This is a genomic window from Providencia sp. AGC89 (genome assembly GCF_053543535.1).
Genome location: NZ_JBIXLP010000091.1, coordinates 1 through 22,209 on the forward strand (window position 1 = coordinate 1; position 22,209 = coordinate 22,209).

19 protein-coding genes are annotated in these 22,209 nt (G+C 40.6%); 7 read left to right on the plus strand and 12 right to left on the minus strand.

The window, feature by feature from the left end; translation table 11 throughout:
- Nucleotides 1-99 precede the first annotated feature (99 nt).
- From ihfB to seqA, 7 genes are all read right to left on the minus strand, one after another.
- The gene (gene ihfB, locus ACIPUA_RS19685) at nt 100-387 is read right to left on the minus strand and encodes an integration host factor subunit beta (protein WP_042846474.1); all 288 of its coding nucleotides are present in this window, start codon (nt 385-387) and stop codon (nt 100-102) included.
- A 56-nt stretch (nt 388-443) separates the two neighbouring features.
- Nucleotides 444-2,117 carry a 30S ribosomal protein S1 gene (rpsA, locus tag ACIPUA_RS19690; protein ID WP_004909559.1) on the minus strand — a complete coding sequence of 558 codons (1,674 nt, stop codon included), beginning with the start codon at nt 2,115-2,117 and terminating at the stop codon, nt 444-446.
- Between the two features lie 174 nt (nt 2,118-2,291).
- Nucleotides 2,292-2,975: a (d)CMP kinase gene (cmk, locus tag ACIPUA_RS19695; RefSeq protein WP_042846475.1), complete on the minus strand. Its 684-nt coding sequence runs from the start codon at nt 2,973-2,975 to the stop codon at nt 2,292-2,294.
- A 185-nt stretch (nt 2,976-3,160) separates the two neighbouring features.
- A complete protein-coding gene (gene aroA, locus ACIPUA_RS19700) occupies nt 3,161-4,435 on the minus strand; it encodes a 3-phosphoshikimate 1-carboxyvinyltransferase (protein WP_042846477.1) in 1,275 nt (424 codons plus the stop codon).
- A 247-nt stretch (nt 4,436-4,682) separates the two neighbouring features.
- The gene (gene serC, locus ACIPUA_RS19705; protein WP_042846478.1) at nt 4,683-5,771 is read right to left on the minus strand and encodes a 3-phosphoserine/phosphohydroxythreonine transaminase; all 1,089 of its coding nucleotides are present in this window, start codon (nt 5,769-5,771) and stop codon (nt 4,683-4,685) included.
- 290 nt (nt 5,772-6,061) lie between these two features.
- Nucleotides 6,062-7,696 (minus strand): phosphoglucomutase (alpha-D-glucose-1,6-bisphosphate-dependent), encoded by a 1,635-nt coding sequence (pgm, locus tag ACIPUA_RS19710; RefSeq protein ID WP_042846479.1) that lies wholly within the window; start codon nt 7,694-7,696, stop codon nt 6,062-6,064.
- Nucleotides 7,697-7,751: 55 nt separating this feature from the next.
- The gene (gene seqA / locus ACIPUA_RS19715; RefSeq protein WP_042846480.1) at nt 7,752-8,297 is read right to left on the minus strand and encodes a replication initiation negative regulator SeqA; all 546 of its coding nucleotides are present in this window, start codon (nt 8,295-8,297) and stop codon (nt 7,752-7,754) included.
- 326 nt (nt 8,298-8,623) lie between these two features.
- Between seqA and ybfF the strand changes: the two genes are divergently transcribed.
- The 7 genes from ybfF (at nt 8,624) to ACIPUA_RS19750 (ending at nt 15,910) form a co-directional block, all read left to right on the plus strand.
- On the plus strand, nt 8,624-9,400 hold the full coding sequence (ybfF, locus tag ACIPUA_RS19720) for an esterase (RefSeq protein WP_042846481.1): 777 nt from the start codon (nt 8,624-8,626) through the stop codon (nt 9,398-9,400).
- A 243-nt stretch (nt 9,401-9,643) separates the two neighbouring features.
- Entirely contained in the window at nt 9,644-11,749 is a 2,106-nt protein-coding gene (locus ACIPUA_RS19725; protein ID WP_071547887.1) for a peptidase domain-containing ABC transporter, read from the plus strand.
- A complete protein-coding gene (locus ACIPUA_RS19730) occupies nt 11,746-13,074 on the plus strand; it encodes an HlyD family type I secretion periplasmic adaptor subunit (RefSeq protein ID WP_048606591.1) in 1,329 nt (442 codons plus the stop codon). Before ACIPUA_RS19725 ends, ACIPUA_RS19730 begins: the two co-directional genes overlap by 4 nt.
- Before the next feature lie 3 nt (nt 13,075-13,077).
- Nucleotides 13,078-15,009 carry a type I secretion system permease/ATPase gene (locus tag ACIPUA_RS19735; protein ID WP_279861782.1) on the plus strand — a complete coding sequence of 644 codons (1,932 nt, stop codon included), beginning with the start codon at nt 13,078-13,080 and terminating at the stop codon, nt 15,007-15,009.
- Between the two features lie 197 nt (nt 15,010-15,206).
- On the plus strand, nt 15,207-15,464 hold the full coding sequence (locus ACIPUA_RS19740; RefSeq protein WP_272669010.1) for a hypothetical protein: 258 nt from the start codon (nt 15,207-15,209) through the stop codon (nt 15,462-15,464).
- Nucleotides 15,454-15,666 (plus strand): helix-turn-helix domain-containing protein, encoded by a 213-nt coding sequence (locus ACIPUA_RS19745; RefSeq protein WP_272669011.1) that lies wholly within the window; start codon nt 15,454-15,456, stop codon nt 15,664-15,666. Before ACIPUA_RS19740 ends, ACIPUA_RS19745 begins: the two co-directional genes overlap by 11 nt.
- Nucleotides 15,667-15,736: 70 nt before the next feature.
- On the plus strand, nt 15,737-15,910 hold the full coding sequence (locus ACIPUA_RS19750; protein WP_449060106.1) for a DNA polymerase III subunit theta: 174 nt from the start codon (nt 15,737-15,739) through the stop codon (nt 15,908-15,910).
- Nucleotides 15,911-15,920: 10 nt separating this feature from the next.
- On the opposite strand, the gene ACIPUA_RS19755 is transcribed toward ACIPUA_RS19750, so the two are convergent.
- The 5 genes from ACIPUA_RS19755 to ACIPUA_RS19775 are packed head-to-tail and all read right to left on the minus strand — an operon-like array spanning nt 15,921 to nt 22,162.
- Entirely contained in the window at nt 15,921-18,302 is a 2,382-nt protein-coding gene (locus ACIPUA_RS19755; RefSeq protein ID WP_449060043.1) for a tail fiber/spike domain-containing protein, read from the minus strand.
- Nucleotides 18,303-18,362: 60 nt separating this feature from the next.
- Nucleotides 18,363-20,837 (minus strand): host specificity factor TipJ family phage tail protein, encoded by a 2,475-nt coding sequence (locus ACIPUA_RS19760; RefSeq protein WP_449060044.1) that lies wholly within the window; start codon nt 20,835-20,837, stop codon nt 18,363-18,365.
- Complete coding sequence (locus ACIPUA_RS19765) at nt 20,824-21,216, minus strand: NlpC/P60 family protein (protein WP_449060045.1); 393 nt, start codon at nt 21,214-21,216, stop codon at nt 20,824-20,826. Before ACIPUA_RS19765 ends, ACIPUA_RS19760 begins: the two co-directional genes overlap by 14 nt.
- Nucleotides 21,216-21,683 (minus strand): DUF1833 family protein, encoded by a 468-nt coding sequence (locus tag ACIPUA_RS19770; RefSeq protein WP_449060107.1) that lies wholly within the window; start codon nt 21,681-21,683, stop codon nt 21,216-21,218. Before ACIPUA_RS19770 ends, ACIPUA_RS19765 begins: the two co-directional genes overlap by 1 nt.
- Nucleotides 21,680-22,162 carry a hypothetical protein gene (locus tag ACIPUA_RS19775; RefSeq protein WP_006661951.1) on the minus strand — a complete coding sequence of 161 codons (483 nt, stop codon included), beginning with the start codon at nt 22,160-22,162 and terminating at the stop codon, nt 21,680-21,682. The genes ACIPUA_RS19770 and ACIPUA_RS19775 overlap by 4 nt, the downstream gene beginning before the upstream one ends.
- Nucleotides 22,163-22,209: the final 47 nt, after the last annotated feature.

The following is a 22,209-nucleotide window of genomic DNA, read 5'->3' on the forward strand; positions in this document are numbered from 1 at the left end:
GGGTGTTGGGTGTTGGGTGTTGGCCAGATTATAAAAAAACAGCGCTATACAATAATATGCAAGCGCTATTTTGATGTAATAATTAAGATTTATAGCCCTTTATTGGCCATAAATATTTACACGATCACGTAATTCTTTACCTGGTTTAAAATGAGGAACATATTTACCTTCTAGCTCCACTTTATCACCAGTTTTTGGGTTACGGCCAACGCGTGGTGCACGGTAGTGAAGAGAAAAACTGCCGAAACCACGAACCTCAATACGCTCACCACCGGCTAACGTATCAGCCATATGCTCAAGAATTTCCTTTACAGCTTCCTCAACGGTTTTTGCTGAAAGATGAGACTGCTGGCTAGCCAGTCTTTCAATTAATTCAGACTTGGTCATAGTACCTCCCTAAACTACCGTTACAAAGGGGCAATTCTATTACTGCCCCCACTTAATTATTCGCCTTTAGCTGCTTTGAAAGCTTCAGCCATTGCATTGTTGCCGAATGCAGTATCTTCTTGTTTGTTCACAGCTGCGACAGCGTCTTTCTCATCCGCTTCATCTTTAGCACGAACAGACAGGTTGATTACACGGTTTTTACGATCAACACCAGTGTATTTAGCTTCAACATCATCACCAACGTTCAGAACCAGAGTTGCATCTTCAACACGGTCACGTGAAGCTTCTGAAGCACGCAGGTAACCTTCAACGCCCAGAGTCAGCTCAACAGTTGCACCTTTAGCGTCAACTGCGATTACTTTACCAGTAACGATAGCGCCTTTCTTAGTAGCTGCTAAGTAGTTATTGAATGGATCTTCAGCTAACTGTTTAACACCTAAAGAGATACGCTCACGCTCTGCGTCAACTTGCAGAACAACAGCTGCGATTTCATCGCCTTTTTTGTATTCACGAACTGCTTCTTCGCCTGCAACGTTCCAGGAGATGTCAGATAAGTGAACCAGGCCATCGATGCCGCCGTCCAGACCGATGAAGATACCGAAGTCAGTGATAGACTTGATTTTACCTTCAACGCGGTCGCCTTTGTTGTGAGTTTCTGCAAATTGCTGCCATGGGTTAGATTTGCATTGTTTTAGGCCTAAAGAGATACGACGACGTTCTTCATCGATATCCAGAACCATAACTTCAACAACATCACCAACGTTAACAACTTTAGATGGGTGGATGTTTTTGTTAGTCCAATCCATTTCTGAAACGTGAACCAGACCTTCAACGCCTTCTTCGATTTCTACGAAGCAACCATAGTCAGTCAGGTTAGTAACGCGACCAGTCAGCTTAGTGCCTTCTGGGTAACGTTTAGCGATTGCGACCCAAGGATCTTCGCCCAGTTGTTTCAGACCCAGAGAAACACGAGTGCGCTCACGGTCGAATTTCAGAACTTTAACATTGATTTCATCACCAACGTTGACGATTTCGCTTGGGTGTTTAACACGTTTCCAAGCCATGTCAGTGATGTGCAGCAAGCCGTCAACACCGCCAAGATCAACGAATGCACCGTAGTCAGTAAGGTTCTTAACGATACCTTTAACTTCCATGCCTTCCTGCAGGTTTTCCAGCAGTTGATCGCGCTCAGCGCTGCTTTCAGATTCAATTACAGCACGACGAGAAACAACAACGTTGTTGCGTTTCTGATCCAGCTTGATTACTTTGAACTCAAGCTCTTTGCCTTCCAAGTGAGTAGTATCACGAACTGGGCGTACATCTACCAGTGAACCTGGTAAGAACGCACGGATGCCGTTAAGTTCAACAGTGAAACCGCCTTTAACTTTACCGTTGATAACACCAGTTACAGTTTCAGCTTCTTCGTAAGCTTTTTCCAGCATCAGCCATGCTTCATGACGTTTAGCTTTCTCACGAGACAGGATAGTTTCACCGAAACCATCTTCTACTGCATCCAGAGCTACATCGATTTCGTCGCCAACTTGGATTTCTAGCTCACCCTGAGCATTTTTGAACTGTTCTACTGGGATAGCAGATTCTGATTTAAGACCTGCGTCTACCAGTACTACGTCTTTATCGATGGCAACGACAGTACCACGAACGATAGAACCAGGACGAGTTTCAATATTCTGCAGGGATTCTTCAAAGAGTTGAGCAAAAGATTCAGTCATATTAATGATCTTCAAGAGTTTTTAATTAACGTCCACTTAGCTTCCCGCCAAATGGGGTTGTTTCACATACCCCACAACATTCCATGTCGCAAGGTTGATGCTATGCTAATAAAATAATCAACATAGCGGTAAGTGCGTATATTATCTAATTATAAGCTAAAATAAAGCCTATTATCACGATAATTGTAGAATTTTTTTTGCATAGGTGCGTGCTTTTTCAATAACTTCCTCAATTGACATACTTGTGGAATCCAGCACTAATGCATCTTTCGCAGCAATAAGGGGCGCAACTGAGCGATTGCGATCACGGTAATCGCGCTCTTCAATTTCGCTTAAAAGACGTTCAAAATTAACATCAAAGCCTTTCTCTTGCAACTGCTTCATGCGACGATGCGCTCTTTCTTGCGCAGAAGCATCAAGGAAAATTTTCACTGGGGCATCAGGGAATACAACAGTTCCCATATCTCGACCATCGGCAATTAACCCAGGGAATGTTCTAAATGCACGCTGGCGTCGTAATAGAGCTTCACGAACACGGGGAAAAGTTGCTGTTTGCGAAGCCGTATTTCCAACGGTTTCTGTTCTAATCTGATTTGAGACATCCTCACCTTCAAGGATCACTTTTAAGATATTCCCTTCAGGAACAAAGCGTACATCTAAATTAGCCGCTAAAGGAACTAGCCCATCCTCAGATTGAATATCAACATGATGATGTAATGCAGCTAACGCGAGTACACGATAAATTGCACCGGAGTCTAGAAGTTGCCATCCAAATTCATTTGCTAATGCTTGGCAAAGTGTACCTTTGCCTGCTCCGCTAGGTCCATCAACGGTGATTACAGGGGCTATCGCCACCATAAAAAGTCTCCTTTTCTGCACATAGCATCCGCTACCTGCAATTAAAATCAGTAGAGGTATTATACCAATTCATCAACTTTGTGAAATAAGCAGGTTCTGATGATTGTCAGAAAATAAGAGAATATTGATTAAATTAAGTTATTGTTGGGCTGGTACTGAACAAACATATCAGCCCAACAAAAGTATTAACTTAGGCGAGCAAGCTGCTCGAAGTAATCTGGAAACGTTTTGGCAGTGCAACCTGGGTCTAAAATAGTGACAGGGGTATCTGATAACGCCACTAATGAAAAACACATAGCAATACGATGGTCATTGTAAGTTTCAATTTCTGCGTGTTGTAATTTTTTGGGTGGAACAACACGGATATAATCATGCCCCTCTTCTACTTCAGCGCCAACTTTTCGTAGCTCAGTGGCCATCGCGTATAACCTGTCAGTTTCTTTTACACGCCAGTTATAAATATTACGAATAACTGTTTCGCCTTCAGCGAATAACGCGACAGTCCCTATTGTCATTGCTGCATCAGGGATTTCATTCATATCCATGTCAATACCGCTCAAAGTACCACGTTGACACTCAACGTAGTCATCACCCCAGCGAATCGTCGCGCCCATTTTCTCCAACACGTTGGCAAACTTAGTATCACCTTGCAAACTATTACGGCCAATACCAGTGACACGTACAATACCACCTTTAATAGCAGCAGCGGCTAAAAAGTAAGAAGCCGAAGAAGCGTCACCTTCCACTAAATATTCACCAGGTGATTGATATTGTTGCTGGCCTTTAATTACAAATTGTTGATATTGATGATTTTCAACAATAACACCAAAAGTTTTCATTAATGCTAGCGTTATATCAATATAAGGTTTAGAGACTAACTCACCAATAATGGTAATAGTCGTATCTTGCTCTGCACGAGGAGCCGCCATTAATAATGCCGTTAAAAATTGGCTAGAAACCGAACCATCGACTGAAATTTTGCCACCGACAAAACCGCCTTTTAAACGAATCGGCGGATAATTTTCTTGTTCTAAATAATCAATAACTGCCCCGCCTTCCCTCAAAGCATCCACTAAGTGCCCAATGGGACGCTCTTTCATACGGGGTTCTCCGGTCAGAATAATATTATTGTGGCTCAATGATAATGCCGCTGCCAGCGGGCGCATTGCTGTCCCTGCATTACCTAAAAATATTTCTAGTTCATCCGAATGGGATAAGTTACCGCCTAGACCTTCCACGCAACACCGTGTTTTATCATCCGATAATTGGTAACTAACCCCTAATTGGCTTAATGCATTCAGCATATGGCGAATATCATCACTGTCTAATAAATTAGTCAGTACGGTCGTCCCTTTAGCCATCGCAGCAAGTAACAGTGCACGGTTTGAGACACTTTTAGACCCTGGCAAATTAATTGTGCCATTAATTGAAGAAATTGGTTGTAATGTCAGGGATTGCATAAAAGGTGTTTTCTCCAGTGAAATTGCAAGTAAAATCAACCGAGCCCTATTTTCTTTTTAGTTAGCTACAAGAGGGCTCGATTATTAGCTGAACATCCTATCAGCCAGTTTATACTCATCATTTTTCAGGTTGCATGCGTGTTGGCCATTTTCAACGAACCGAGCTACATCGTGTACCAATGCCCCTCATCTATTTTCGTTTATCACCGACATGCAACCCAAATTATGTAGAGCTTAATAAAGAGTGTTATGCGTTATGGCGTTCAAAATCTGCCATAAAATCAACCAAAGCCTGTACACCAGCTAATGGCATAGCATTATAAATGGAGGCTCGCATTCCGCCTGCCACTTTATGACCTTTCAGTGAAAGCAGGCCTTGTTCTTTCGCTTCTTCGATAAATTTGGCATCCAATGCAGGGTTTTGCATTTGGAATGGCACATTCATCCAAGAGCGGTTTTCTACTGCCACACGGTTTATATAAAACTGGCTATCATCAATAGCATTGTAGAGTAATTGTGATTTTTCATAATTACGCTTCGCCATTTCTTGTAAGCCACCTTGTTCTTTCAACCACTTAAAGACCATACCTGATAGGTACCATGCAAATGTTGGCGGTGTGTTGAACATGGAATCATGTTTTGCTAGTAATGTATAATCAAACACTGATGGCGTCTGTGGAGAGGCTTTGCCCAGTAGGTCTTCACGAATAATGACAATTGTTAACCCAGCAGGCCCGATATTTTTTTGTGCACCCGCATAGATTATGCCAAAACGGCTGACATCAATCGGTTTTGATAAAATAGAAGATGAGTAATCAGCAACAATAATTTTGTCTTTCGGGAAATCAGGTTCTTCGTGGAGGGCTAAACCGCCAATCGTTTCATTAGGGCAATAATGGACATAAGCAGCATCGTCACTTAAAGGCCATTCACTCATTGGTTTTAGGCTCACAACGCCATCTTTTTCTTCAGCAATTTGAATGACGTTAGGTTTGCAGTATTTCGCTGCTTCTTTCGCAGCAGATTCTGACCAATAACCACTGACAATGTAATCAGCCGTCGTTTTGCCACCTAATAAGTTCATCGGGATAGTAGCAAAGTGGGCACGGGCACCGCCATGACAAAATAGAATTTTATAATTACTTGGCACATTTAATAAATCACGTAAATTTTGCTCAGCTTCTTTTGCAACTTCAACAAATTCTTTTCCGCGATGACTCACTTCCATCACTGAAACACCTAGACCTTGCCAATTACAAAATTCTTGTTCAGCACGACGCATGACTTCGACAGGCAGCATCGCTGGACCTGCACTGAAATTATAAACCTGACTCATTGACCTCACCCTATCTTCAATAATTATGATTAATAAAACTCACTCAGATGCTTCAAGTTGTACCACTCCACGCCTTTAGCTGCAACGCTTATTGTGAACTGATAGTAAAAAGTAATAGGGGAATTTTGGGTAAAATAAACAAAAGAATTTTGTTAATCTCGTCACATTATCGACAACCATAATTTTATGAAGAGATTAACAATAAATAAGGAATAATATCCCGAATCATCTTGTCGATTTTGTCTTCGGGATATTTATTGAAATGAATTTTTTATTTATAAAAAGCGGAATTAACTAATTACTTTACTAACGATCTCGATAGCTTCTTTTTCAATAAGGCGTAGATGTTCTTCGCCACGGAAACTTTCACAATAAATTTTGTATGCTTCTTCTGTCCCTGATGGCCTTGCTGCAAACCAACCGTAATCGGTCATAATTTTTAAGCCACCTATCGAGGCGCCATTACCAGGTGCTGCGGTTAAGCGCTGTGTAATTTTATCACCCGCTAGCGTATCTGCGGCTACCATTTCTGGAGATAATTTACTTAACTTAGCTTTTTCTTCGTGAGTCGCTTTCGCTTGGATACGGTTGTAAATCGGTGCACCAAATTTTTTCGCGAGGTTATTATAGCGTTGCTGAGGGTTTTCACCGGTAACTGCTGTAATTTCTGCGGCTAATAAACAAAGAATGATACCATCTTTATCCGTTGACCAAGGTGTACCATCAAATTTCAGGAACGATGCCCCAGCACTTTCTTCCCCACCAAAACCGAGTTGACCACTAAATAAACCATCAACAAACCATTTAAAACCAACCGGTACTTCTACCAATTCACGACCAATATCACTGACAACTCGGTCAATCATCGCACTAGAAACCAGCGTTTTACCGACAGCAACATCTTTCCCCCACAGAGGCCGATGCTGGAATAAATAGTCAATCGCAACAGCAAGGTAGTGATTTGGGTTCATTAACCCATCAGGGGTGACAATACCATGGCGGTCGTAATCAGGATCATTTGCAAACGCCAAATCAAACCGTTTTTTCATCCCTAATAACCCTGCCATAGCCCAACTTGATGAGCAATCCATACGGATAACACCATCATGGTCAAGTGGCATAAAACGGAAAGTTTGGTCTAGTTGATCATTTACGATTTCAATATTTAATTGATAATGCTCAGCAATTTTTTTCCAATATTCGATACCTGAGCCACCTAGTGGGTCAACACCGATTTTTAGCCCTGATTTGGCGATAGCCTCCATATCAACAACTTCGCCCAGTGCTAATACGTATGGCATAATTAAATCTTGCTGAATAACATATTCACTTGCGATCGCAGCATCAAAACTTAGGCGCTTAACCCCCTCGAGGTTATTTACCAGTATTTGATTAGCATTTTTCTCAATAACCGAAGTTAAATCTGTATCCGCAGGCCCGCCATTTGCTGGATTATATTTAATACCACCATCTTCAGGTGGATTATGGGAAGGCGTGATCACAATGCCATCAGCAATATTTTGGTGTGACTGGTTGTAACTTAAGATTGCATGGGAGATGGCTGGAGTTGGTGTGAAACCATTGTTCTCCTGAACAATTACATGAACTTGATTGGCTGCTAGCACCTCAACCACAGTAATAAATGCCGCTTCAGATAAAGCATGTGTATCTTTACCCACAAAGCAAGGGCCTGTTACCCCTTGTGTTTTGCGCAAATCAGCAATAGCTTGTGCAATTGCCAATATGTGATTTTCATTAAAATTTTTACGTAATGAGCTACCACGATGCCCAGACGTACCAAATTTAACCGCCTGAGAAGCGTCCCCTGCTTGCGGCTGCTGAGTATAATATTGAGCGGTTAATTGAGCGACATTGATCAAGTCACTTTGAAACGGAAGCTGCCCTGCACGTTCATGTATTGTCACTGGTTTTCTCCCAAAGCACTGATGCTTTGCTTTTCACATCAGTGATATTTCAGTTTTAAATGGTATTACTCACTTTTTCAATCACATTCGCAGGGAACTGCATTTCCTGCATGATGGCATCAACCATACTACGTTTGCGATTAGTATTTGTGTTCGTGATCACCCAATAAGGGGTCCCCGGAATATGACGAGGCTTAGACTGTTTACCCGCAGCAAGCAACGTTTGCTCATCGCCGGCAAAATAAATACGAGTTCGACCATGCATTAATTCTGTAGCGCTCGCAAAGCGCTTAGCATCTAAACTGTATAATGTGGACAGAATTAACATAAACCGGTCAATTGCTTTGCTTTTTTCTGCATAAGCATCGGATAACAATAATTCCCTAACAACCCTAACTGGGTTTTGTGCAACAGCAGGTGTACTCATCGCCAGTTCAGTTTTAGTTACTGGTTGTGCCTGACCGACTTCTTTTACTTGTACTGGCTGCCCGGACTTGAAATTTAACATACGGCGCAAGATATCCGATGCACTTTCACCGATATGCTGTGTATGGCTCGCAATATAGCGGTAAAGCTCTTCATCAACTTCTATCGTTTTCATTTTTTCCCAGTACTTTATTTTAACTAAAATTTGCGGTGTGATTATAAGACAGATTTAAAAAAAACAAAACAATTAAAATTTCAATAACTTAAAGTAAACACTCCTTTAAGTTTAAAGATAATTCAGTATGTTATCATACCATTACTTTACTCATTTCATCACAGTGACCAAGTTCAATTTTCTTAAATTCTTTGCATAAAAGCATTCTATTAACCCAATTATTGAATTGTTCACCCTCCGAAGAAGATTATTTGACTATTTGGATTTTATCCCTAGCCATGCCATGATAAAGCTACTTGTATCACTGATAAATTGATAAAACAAATATGACTGTGTTACTCAACCATACTATTCATAAACCTGAAAATCCAATCTCTAATAACCCTGTTGTATTAATTCATGGGCTATTCGGTGACCTGCATAACTTAGGCGTGTTAGGCCGTGATTTACAACAATATTTTGATACTATTCAAATTGATGTTCGCAATCATGGTGATTCATTTCGTGACGACCAGATGAGTTATCAACAAATGGCACAAGATGTGATTAACCTTATAAAGTCATTAGGTTATAAAAATGCCATTTTAATTGGTCACTCCATGGGGGGGAAAATAGCAATGGCAGCAACGGCTTTAGCCCCTGATTTTATCACTCAGGTAGTTGCTATTGATATCGCCCCTGTCGCTTATCAAGTTCGCCGCCATGATAAAATCTTTGCAGCTCTGGATGCAGTTACTGCGGAGCAAGCTAAAACTCGTCAAGAAGCGACAACCATTATGCGTCACCATATCAATGAAGATGGCGTTATCCAATTTCTCCTAAAATCTTTTAAGCAAGGTGAATGGAAGTTCAATTTGCCCGCACTAAAAACGAATTATGAGAAAATTATTGGTTGGGAAACCGTCCCTGCATGGAATAAGCCTGTATTATTAATTCCTGGAGGAAATTCACCTTATGTACAAGCCGAATATTCCGATGAAATCGCTCAACAATTTCCTAAGGCCAAAGCTTGGGTTGTTGCGGATACTGGTCATTGGGTACATGCCGAAAAACCGGATCATGTGTTAAGAGCAATCCACCGTTTTTTGGCTATTCCAAAATAATAAATCATCATGAACGAGATATTGAAGATGAACTTTCATTCTCAATATCTCTAATAAGATTTATTTTTTAATTATTTTTTTTCAAACTAAACAATAAGACTAACTTCAATACACAGATAATTGTAATCACTGTATTATCCAAATTTAAAAGCCCCTTCTTCATCGCCAATGTTAAATTGATTTTTTCAATATACATTTATGTTTATGCATGTAATAAAACCAAGGGAATGATTAATACAGAAAATGGAAACCGCCAAATCACAATCAACATTATATTTTATTAGTGTTATCGCCAAGTTGTCAGGGCAAATAAACCCTAAAGAACTTGAGGAAACGCTAAAGCAGTCTATTAATTATAATGAAAAACTCAAAATCATTAAAAAAAAGTATCATATTAACTGCAAGAATAAGCATCAAAAAAATAAAGATATCGCCAAAATAGTCTGTCCGGCTATTTTATATAACACCCAGGGTGAAGCCTTCTTGTTAGCTAATCGCAATCAAGAACAAGTCTTAGTACAACAAATGGGTAACCTCCCCCCTGAGATTTGGAGCATTGAAGAGCTACAACAACGATGGAGTGGTGATTGGTTGCATGTAAACCTGAAGCAAGGGCAATTTGATATATCTTGGTTTCAAGCAGAGTTTATGAAATATAAATCTATTATTTTATGGGTTTTGTTTTTTTCATTTATCTTACAAATATTAGCTTTGGTTTCTCCTATTGTTATGCAAGTTATTATGGATAAAGTATTAATTCATAATAGTTTAGTGACATTAGATGTGCTAATTTTCGGTTTAATTGTTGCTGCATTTATTGAAGTTATACTAAAAGGGTTACGTGAATATGTTTATCATCATACGGTTAATCGAATAGACATGACATTGGGTTTAAAATTAGTTAATCATTTACTACGGTTACCTATTCCCTTTTTCAAAAACCGTCAAATAGGTGCAATTGTTACCCGTGTAAAAGAATTAGAAACTATTCGCGAATTTTTAACGAGCAGCTTCTTTACATTATGTGTTGATGTATTATTTTTATTTGTATTTATTTTCGTGATGAATTTAATATCAACCACTCTAACATTAATCTTTCTATGCTCTATTCCTTTTTACCTTTTATTAGCTTGGTGGTTAACACCTAAAATTGAAGCCGCCGCTCAACAGCAATTTACTAACATCGCAATTAATACCTCTTTTCTTACCGAAAGCATCAATGGTATTGAAACAGCCAAAAGCTTATCGGTAGAACCTAATTTTACTCGCCGATGGGATGGTCAAACATCCGATATGAGCCATACTAATTTTGTATCAGGGCAAATAAGCTCACGCTCTGAACACTTAGTCATGGCTATTGAAAAAATCACCAGTGCTATCGTTTTATGGGTTGGGGCATCTGAGGTATTAGCTTTACAAATGACTATTGGCCAATTTATCGCGTTTCATATGATGGTCAGTCATGCCAATCAACCTTTAGTCAAACTCGTAAAATTATGGGGGGACTATATTCGTACAGGTGTTGCTATTGAAAAGCTATCGCAAATTATTAATCTCCCCGTTGAACAATCCAGGCAAGAAAACAAGCAGTCAATTCAAGGGAATCTATTTATAAAAGATGTCTCATTCCGCTATCAACCCAATATGCCTTATATCCTTAAAAACTTTAACTTAAATATTAAAGCAGGGGAAACCATTGGCGTTGTCGGTACTTCAGGCTCAGGGAAAAGTACTCTAGCTCGGTTACTGTTACGGCTTTATACCCCTGAAAGCGGCGCCATTTATGTTGATAACATGCCTTTGTCGGCAATTAATCTACATTCACTAAGGCAACAAATAGGTATTGTATTACAAGAAAACTTTTTATTTAGCCAATCTGTTTTTCACAATATTGCCCAAACGGCCCCCAATGCTTCGATGGATGACGTCGTTCATGCAGCGAAGATGGCCGGTGCTCATGACTTTATTTTAAAATTACCTATGGGATATGACACCGTACTGGCTGAAGGGGGGACGTCTCTTTCCGGCGGTCAACGACAGCGTATTGCCATTGCACGTACCTTACTTGCTAACCCTAAAGTCATTATTTTTGATGAAGCCACCAGCGCTTTAGATGATGAATCCCAAGCTGTTATTCAAGAGAACATGCATGTTATTGCAAAAGGAAGGACAGTTATTACCATCGCCCATCGCTTATCAACCATTCGCCACCATCAGCGAATTATTGTCATGCAACGTGGAGAAATTATAGAACAAGGCAGCCACCAGCAGCTTATTGAACAAGGTAATTTCTATAAACATTTATGGACCCTGCAACAATCCTTAAAACCGGACATGGACGTAAAATGAAACATCGATTAAAACAAAACCGCTATAACAGTTTTTTGCCTTCCCATTTGGCAATTTTAAAAACCCCCCCTTCCTATTTGGCCTTGTGGGTGGCAATATCAATTAGTTTTGGTATTTTCATTGCCGTTGCTTGGTCATTTTTTGGTAAACTAGATATTCAGGCAACTACCCAAGGTAAATTGATTGTTTCTGGGCGTACACAATTAATTCAAGCGTTTGAATTAAGTCGCTTAGAACACATTCATGTTGCAGATGGGCAAACCGTCAAACAAGGTGATCCATTACTTACGGTTAATGTGCTAGGCGTCGACCAAGATATTCTTAGCTTAAATTATCAACATAATTTCCAAATTGCCGAAACTCTCATTCATCAAGCTCTGTTATTGCAACAACCGATTGATCAATTACCTCAATTTCATCAATTAACTGAAGCTGAGCAAAAAAGTGCCCTCTCTAGTTACCAAACTCAACAAATAGAGTTTGACTCTCTCATTAATGAAATTAGTAATGAAATTCAATTAAATATTGTCAATCAGCAAGCTAGGAAAAATGAGTTAAACACGATTAACGCGCTAATCAATAATATAAAGCAACGACTTGATGCTCATCATTCATTAACGCAGAAACAGTTAATCAGCCAGAAAGAATTTTTAGAACAAGAACGAGAGCTACTTATCGCTAAAAAAGAGAAAGTTACCAAGCTCTCTGAATTATCCATTCTTGTCAGTCAGCACCATGCCTTAACTGAAAAACAAAGTAGGATAAAGGCACAGAAAAACCAAGAATGGGATGAAAAATATAAGCAAGCGGCTTTTAAACAAGCCTCCTTAGAACAAGAACTATTAAAAAATCATGAAAGAAATCAATTAGAAATCATCCGAGCTCCTGTTGATGGTACTGTTCAACAATTAGCCACTCATACTTTAGGGGGAGTACTACAACCCGCTCAGCAATTAATGGTTATAGTGCCTAATAACCATGTTCAATTAGCTGAAATTAAAATTTTAAATAAAGATATTGGCTTCATTCATGAAGGTTTAAAAGCCGAAGTCAAAGTCGATGCCTTTCCTTACACCCGTTATGGCACCATTGACGGTGAGGTTCTCTCTATTTCACGGGATAGCACGCAAGATGAAAACCTTGGCTTAGTGTTCTTAGGTCAAATAGGCCTTAATAAAAAACAACTGTTAGTTGATGGTGAACAGATTGAGCTCACTCCTGGGTTATCTATCGTGGCCGAAATAAAAACCGATAAGCGCCGAATTATTGATTACCTACTTAGCCCTATCAATGAATATACCTCGAATGCAATGAGAGAAAAATAATCGATGGAACAGATAAACAACCATGGCTTGGATGCCTTAGTTTGGGTGGCTAATTATTACCAAAAGAATGTTTCGACAGACCAACTCAGGCATTCAATTGGTATGCAAACTCTTTCGCCTACAGAGTGGGAGATCAGAGAATGTGCCAATACACTAGGCTACGAAACAGAACTCATTGCTATACCATATACACAGTTAGCAACCATCCCCCTTCCCGCGTTAATCTATACGCAAGGGTCATGGCAAATCTTGCAACAAGAAAAAGACCTCGTACTCATCAACCCTGTAAACAACGAAATCAAGTTAATTCAGGCTGATGATTTTAATAATGAAGCTGAAATCGATATTTTATTGCTTAAAGAGCAACAAGAGCCAGAGCAAAAAAGAGCTTTTGGGTTTAGCTGGTTTGTTCCTTCTATTTTGCGTCAACATGTTAAATTACGAAATATCTTTATTCTATCAGCCATTATTCAGCTTTTCGCCTTAGTTAGCCCTCTACTATTTCAAAACCTTGTAGACAAAGTTTTAGTGGGGCGAAGTTTATCCAACTTACATGTTATTGCATTGGCAATCTTCGCTATTGCCGTTGCTGAGCCAATATACGGTTTTATTCGCAATAAAATTTTTAGTCATACCAGTAGCCAAATCAGCGCCGAATTATCAGGGAAAATCTATCGGCATTTAATGGCGCTCCCCTTAAATTATTTCAAATTAAGGCCAACAGGGAAAATCATCGCAAGGATACGTGAGCTAGCGCATATACGGCAATTTCTGACTGGCTCAACTTTGATGCTATTTATTGACTTCATTTTTGTGATCCTCTTCATTGCGGTTCTATTTTCCTATAGCAGCCTAATGTCATGGATTTTACTCGGTTCGATGGGGGTTTTCTTCATTTTATGGATGATACTTGGGCCAATTATTCGTCAGCAAACTGAAAAGTCTTATCAAGCAGATGAAAATGGGCTCACGTTTCTTACCGAAACCATTACAGGAATTGAAACGGTAAAAACTACAGCAACTGAAAAATATTTTAATCAACGATGGAAAAAAATATTCAGTAAACAACTAAGACAAAGCTTTAAAGTCTCAATGCGCAGTGAAGTAGCCTCTCAGTTAATGACATTAGTGAGTAAAATTACAACTGCAATTATCTTGTGGGTTGGGGTCAAAGAAGTTTTAAACGGTGGAATATCGCCTGGGGAACTCGTCGCCTTTAATATGCTAAGTGCCCATGTTACTCAGCCCGTGCTAAGGTTTGCGCAAGTTTGGCAAGATTTTCAACACACTATAATTTCACTTCGCCGTGTTGGGGATATACTCGATAAACCAGTTGAAAATGAACGTAAAGGCATTGCGAGCACTGCCAGCATTCAAGGGAAAATTGAGTTTCAAAATATTCGTTTTCGTTATCAACCTGATATGCCAGAGGTTCTCAATAACCTGTCGCTATCCGTTAAAGCAGGGGAATTTATTGGGATAACAGGCCCTTCCGGGTCAGGGAAAAGTACTCTGACAAAATTATTGCAGCGTCTTTATGTACCACAACATGGTCAAGTTATTGTCGATGGCATGGATTTAGCTGTAGCAGATACGGTTTCATTACGCCGCCGTATGAGTGTTGTTCTGCAAGAAAGTATGCTATTCGTCGGCTCTATTGCAGATAATATTCGCTTAAGTGCCCCGCAAGCTTCGGATGAAAAAGTTATTCATGCTGCAAAATTAGCAGGCGCTTATGATTTCATAATGGAGCTGCCTGACACGTTTAATTCCCCCTTATCAGAAAAAGGCCTTAACCTATCAGGTGGGCAACGTCAAAGAATAGCTCTGGCACGTGCTTTACTAACAGAACCAGATATTTTGATATTAGATGAAGCAACTTCGGCATTGGATTACGAGTCACTGGATGTGCAAATATTGATTAACGATTTTTAGCTAGCAAAGCCGCACTACAAGCCAGCCAGCATTTTTGCGATTTGCTTATTTTTGTCTATTTTTATCCATTCATATCATTTTTGTGACACATTTTTGTCACAATAACCCCTTTATTTGTTTTCAATATAAAACCGACTAATATTGATATCCCTACACCAAATGCTCACATATCATACGACCTCATAATCGGAGGTTACATGAACAACAATCAGCTACTTTTACTTTCAATAAACTGTATCAACGAAAATAGAGAGCCATCTCACACGGAGCAGTCAAAGATTTACGTTTTCTATAGAACTAATGTAGATTACAAAGGCATTTCAATTGAAGAATTCATGCTTAATCAGAATTGGCAACTCGTTGATGAGAAAAAGATTCAAAAAGTGATGAGCTTTATTGAAACGCATCTTCATCTGTCATCGGAAAAGGCTAAAGATAGAAAACATGTCGAATAAAGCTATTGGTGAATATATTAAGCACTTGCGTATCTCACAAAATATATCAACTTCAGAAATAGCAAAGAATCTCACGATTTCCGAAGCTGAATATATAAAGTGTGAAAATGGTGAGTCATCTATCTACGTAGATGATTTGAAGAGCATTGCTGATGTGTTGTCAGTTAAAGAATCAACCTTGATAGAAAAATACATTGATTAGGCCAAATTGCTTGGCCTTTTGCTTCCCCTCTCATTTTTGTGTCACAATTTCGGCACAGCTCGTCACAGTGATTTTCCCTCCATGCTATACTCGTTTCATCATACCCGCGCAGAAAACAATCGATGTTGAAGTCGAACGACAACAACCCGAACACCTGCGCGAGTATTTCAGAGAACGTTTAGTTTATTACAGAGAATTGAGTAAGAGACTACCGAAGGGATATGAGTATAATCAAGAAAGCTAGTGATATACTGCTAGTTGTTAAAGCTCATACTAACATCAAGCCAGTAGTCTGATACATTAGACCCTGTTTTATTCTCGATATACATCAATCCACCTTTTCGATTAAATGCCGTCGATTGCTTAGCATTTATCTGTAAGTACATTGTATTCCCGGAAAAGCGGATGTTAAATCTCGCTATTGTACCAATATCCAGCCCAGTCAATGATGTAACAACTGTATCGCTAGCATCTTTAACTGTTAAAGTTGTTGCGCTTGTTAACTCAACGTAGTAACCGTTGGCTGCGGAAATGTCCGGCTTTCTGACAATCCAAATTCTCATGCCCTGAACAAACTTGGCTTTAATGCTGATGTAGCCCTCATAGGGTTCAGATACACGGTCAGGGATTCGGCTTCCGATAGTGTAATTATAAGCATCGCGATGGAAACTATCAGCACTATTCGCTATCGTAATTGGGATCATTGAATCATTTCGAATGTCAGCATTGAATGTACTGAGGCTTGATGTTTTTGACGTTTTTGTTACAGATAAAAATGGAGCATAACCTTGTATACCGCCTGAACCGCTATAATAAACACGTACAATATTAGGGCCATAATCAAGCTGAGGAACTCTCATCACATAATAGCCATCAAGCTCAGAGCCAAAGCCTGAGATATCTTTTTCATACTTCCCAGCTCCATTCAATAAAATCAGCTTCGCTGGCTTACTTTGTGGTGATGGCTTTGGAATAATGATATTCAAAGAACCGCCAATCACTTTGTTTTCAATTAGAAAGTCAAAACATGGGTTAGCAGGAGCCGTGCATCTACTTACACCCGCCACATCTTTTAAGTATTGTTGGTCGTCCAAGTTTAATGTGATTGTGTTATATTCAGTGCGGCTAGTCGCATCATAGCTGATATGACGAGCGGTTCTTATGGCGCCAATCACACCGCTGTTATCAAATGTTGTCACGCGACTATCAAATAACTTATTCAGAAATTGATGGGCCATAAATCTATGACCGGACTGGTTGGGGTGTGTAAAATCATAATCCTGTTGATTGGGTCCCGTATAATAAACATCAGCTAGCGTAGAATTTCCGTTGAATGCATAATCAATGAGTGGGGTTGCTAAATCTATCCACTCAATACCATATTTCCGCATAACTGCGTCTTTAAATGCTTCAGTGTGGTCATTGCGAGTGGCACACATTGAAGTTGTGAGCAGTGCAACATATGAACCATACCCTTTGCATTTTTGAATAAATTTATCAAACTCTGCAAGATACTGCTGAACAAGCTCTTCGCTAGTAATTCCATCATTGTGACCCATTGCTAAAAAAACAACATCTGGAACCTTATTTTTGTACGCTTTATTTTGAAAGAAACCATAATCAATATTGCGATAAGCCCAGCCGTCTATCAATTTTTTACCGCTCGATGATGCATTAAACGTCTCGACAGAGCGATTCGGATTTAGCCCTGTAGCGTGTTTAGATATATCTCTAAAAATAGCAAAATAGCCATTCTTACCCCCGTTTGCATCATGATCATAATCAGTTGATTTCAAATTACCCGCTGAGTCCGTCGGGTTTGGAACCCAGCTAGTGGCAGCCCTTCCGTCAGTGATTGAATCACCGACAACCCCAATTCTAGGATTTAAATTTTTAAGTAAAATCGAATTAACTTTAGACTTTACTGACTGGATTTGGGTTAATTTGTTAGCGAGAGCCACATCAAATACGTGCTCATTACCCCAAGGATCACGAGTCAGTATTGTCCCCTCCCCTTTAAAAATAGTAATGTCATCATCTGGAAGTAGATTGCATCGAATTGTGACCCCGTGAGGGATATAGACATTATCATTGAATGCATAAATTGCATCTCTATTATCTGTTAATCCGTTCACTTCAACATTTGGTACGTAGTAAATAGAAGTATAGCTAGAGCTAAACATACCCTTCAATAAATCCCCCCTTAAGCTCGCATCCCCCACACTAACCCATGCACCTTTACCAATACCACCTGTCGATTGAGGCGTTGAGCCTGCTGGAACTTGTTTAGGTAAGTCGCCATCCCAACGGTAATACTCCCCTGTAGTTTCATCGCGAAGAATATGATTGCGTTGAGTTAGTTCATTATTTGGTAAATCAGCACCTTGTTGAAAGCTATCAATCGTAATATAGCCAGCTGCGACAATGGCGATATTCATATCGACTTTGAATGTCTCGACTAATTCTTTGAATAACCACTCCATTCCCGCGGCTGTTAAATGGCAATTTCCAAAACGGTCAATATATTTATGTTCTAGTGATGTGGCCCAAATATCTAGCAGTCCTGAGTTAAAGAAAAGGTTTTTGATATCACTACTTGGAACTGGCTCTTGTGTTGGCTTTACATTTTGTCTCATGCTTATTTTTTCCAATAAAAAAGCCAGCTCTGTGGCTGGCTTGTTGGTTAATGATTGCTGTTATGCGTTGTAGTCTGGTTTCGCGTCGAAATATTCGGTTGCGGTTATGGTGTAGCGTTCGCCACCTAATGGGCGTTTGTCCGTGATGACCCACTTAGTCATTTCTAACTCATCTGAAGTGGCAATGATGTAACGTGATGCAACTTGTTTGTTATACCCATCGTAGAAATTGAGTTCGATATCTTCTGGCACACCTGCAATAAAACCGAACTCAGTATCTTCGCGAGGCTCCGCTTTAAACTTCTGCGTTGTGTAACCCATGCTATCAGTGAGATACACCCACATTTCCTCATCGAACTTAATCTTCTCACTGGTTTTGAATACCTCCCCGTTTCGCTCCGTGATATAACCTGCTTGCTGATTTGAGTCGTAAGCATCAGCAATAAGTACCATATCGCTAGGGTACACATTCCCACCATCTGCAAGCGTTGTCAGACTGATGCTTGTTCGTTGGTGAATAAGCCTGTTAGCTTCTAATAACGCCCTGTCCATCGCTTGATAGCGATTCCTACAGCCTTGTAAAACTATCTTGTTTGGCGTTCGCGATAGCCCTTCCGTGATACCGTTTTCATCAACTCGAAAGCGGATATAGTCTTTCTTGTTGCGAACTGGTTCGACGTACTCCAATTCAATTCCGTCATACCCACTCGGCATCGACATGTCATACGATATCTTCATGTCGTTACCTGTGATGTTTGAGCGGTTGAACGTGGCCATTGGAAATTCACTGGATTGCTCACGCGAGAATGTCAGCACAGCATTGTCGTAGTAAGCCGTCACTCGCGCGGAGTTACAGATAGTTTCGATGCGTTGACCAAGTGAGACATCCTCGTCGTCAAAGGTGTAATCGAAATAGCCCAATCGCTCGTCTGGCAAGCTATCGTAAATTCGATACAGGCCGTCAATGTCGATATTCTTCTCGCTTTCACCGGCAGTGATTATCCATGTGTGCAGCACCGCATCAGCAAAACTCCGTGATGGCCTGAGCGTATAGTCAACTTTCTTTGATACTCGGTCATACGAAATAACCATGCGCGTGGCCAATAAGTTATATTTGCGCTCTCTCGCTCCTGTTGGCGCTTCCGTTGCCCTCACTGACACATTAACTATCGTGTCATTCTCAAAAACAACATTCTCACGAACTCGGACAATGTGAGCGTTTTCGATCTTCATGATGCTTTGGTCACTACTGTTGTTGCGTCGAGTGAGTTGTACAGCGTAACGGCCACGACCTGAATTAAGCGTTACCTTGTCTGTTTTGTAATAAACTCGCGCACCGTTGTTGGCGCTTAGTGCAGTATTGAAGCTTTGACGTGTCCCCGCTATCTCCTCGTTATCAGTGTTTATCTTCCAGACTTCTACGGTTGCATTGCAGTTATCACCGCCGCCAAGTTGCGCTTGCAAGTGAATCCACATTTGGTCACCATCTACTGGAGAGAAGAACGGACCAACTGTTAAAAACTGATTGTCATACAGAATAAATTTCGTTGTGTTCACTACTGCGTTTGGTGGAAGTTGAGCTAAATCTGTCCCGCTTAGATTCGTAAAAAAGAACTCGTAATAATATATTTTGCCAATCAGCGCCCCATCATCACTCTCTTTTGCATCAATGAGTTGCGCGTCGATTTTTACATCTTTAGTGACAGAACCCTGTGGCGTGTCGTAACTAACATTCACTGTCATTGAGATAGAACGCGGCTTTGTGAGCTCATAGAAGTACTCAAACTCATCTTGCTTAACGATTTTTATCGCTGCTTCACCGCCCTTTATCTCACCAGACACAACCTCGTTTGCTGTTGCTGTTTGCTGCGGGATATCTTTACTTTCATTGGGGCCCGGCAATTCTTGTCCGTCGATGTCGGGGAATTCAAACCCTTCGTTAATCAGTGGGATAACTTCCTTGGGCTTGTATATCTTGTAACTTGCCCCCGCCATTGCCGTGAAATCAGATTCGGCAAATCGGATACTTTCCGTTTTATATTCGCCTATGCCGATGTTTAGCCACTCGGTAACGGTTTTTAGGTTGTTGTTGTACTCAAACATTGACTGCTGAATGAGGTCAGGGAACGCCCTTACTTGCCCGTGTATTTCTGGTCTTGCCTGATATGCTCGGGCAACGTTTGTTTGTCCTGTGAGTCGGTTATTCGGGCTGTCTTTGACATTCGACTCAGCAGCGGAAAATGACGGTGTTTTTGGTGCAAGAAACGAGAATACTTTCGTGACAAGGTTAAACACTGGATTCAGGATATCGCCTATAACACCCTTTGGTTGGTCAAGCACTTGAATAAAGTGAGTTGGTGTAATTTCGAAATCTAATTCGTCATCTTCTTGCAACTCACGACCGTTAACGATAATCACCACATCGGTATGCAACTGCTGATGCACTAGAAAATCGCTATAAAAAAAAGAGCCGACTGTTAAATCGACTCTTTCTTTCGGTGTTCCAGCCACTCGCTGAATTTCAACTATCGGCATATTTCATAAACTCCAATTTTGTGAATTTCTTCTCAAGCACAATGAGCCTATCCATTCTTACAGCCCCGTTTTCGCCTCGGCTATGAAATGCATTACCATCGATAATCAAGCCGATGTGTGCTGGCTGAGAGCCGCGATAGCCAATGAATATCCCATCATCTACTGGATGCTCGGTACGTTGCCAGAATTCGACTTCATTCTCATAGCAGGTTACAAAATCATGGTCCGATTCGTAGCCAGCGTCATGATGTATTTCGATGTTGAGAACATGGCGGTAATACAGAACGACAAGCGCCCAACAATCACACGCCTCAAACGTACACGCCCGATTCTTCCACGGCTTGCCAATCATCAGATTAATAAACTCTAATTTCGTCATTAGACCGTCTCCAAGCCTGTGAATTCTTCCATCGTGTAAATGCGCCCAACGTTCTTATTCAGCGGGTTATTCATCGACAGCGTGACAGTTACCGATTCCGCATCGAGTGAGCAGTCTTTCACGTACAGCGACCATTCACTTATCGGATAATCTTTGTCGGCTGAATCAAATAGCCTGAATGTAGCGATAATTGGCTTCATTCGAGTATTCGACCGCCATAGCTTGAGTTGCTGCTTAAAGTCCTGCGCGACTCGGCTAAACTTAACCGAAGCATCAATAATCGGCGTTTTGCTCTGCTGGCTTTCCGCTAGCTCAAAGTTGCACGGCTGATATTCAACGCCACCCAAGACTTTAGGCTCTATCTGCAAGCTGACTAAATGAATGTTTCCGAATGAGGGATGATAGAATTGAATTGTTTCGTAGAATGTGCGCATCGGTCGTTGCGCTCGGTACTCTCTTAACTTCATTCTCCCCCCTTGCATCGTGGTAAGCGCTCGGTGACGACTATATCGAGTAGGCCCCAATCTCTCGGTGGTATCTCTACAATTAAGTCACCAAACTCGTCATCTTCATTAAACAGCTTGCGGCAGATTACAGAGCCTGTCCAAGTTACTACGCTGCCATTAATCGACGTTTGCACTGGATAACTAACAAAGTGAAGCTCCTGTGGTTGCAGCCCAGAACCACCAAGATTAATCGGCATCCTGAACCACTTAGTGCAGTTATCCAGATAATTAGGGCTTCTCAACCATTGCTGAAAAGCCCTTTCTTCACCTAGCTGGAATATCCACTTAACATTCCAAACTGTTTTAATGTCATCCGTTAGCTTCTGGAATATCGGCGCTCCAACTTGAGGTTGATCCGTTCGAAACCCAGTGTCAAACGTCATGTTCTTATCCGCTTTTTGTGGTAACGGGAACCATTCAGGGTAGTCGATTATTTCCATGTGATATCCAATAAAAAACCCGCCTTAGCGGGTTGTTGTAAGTCATT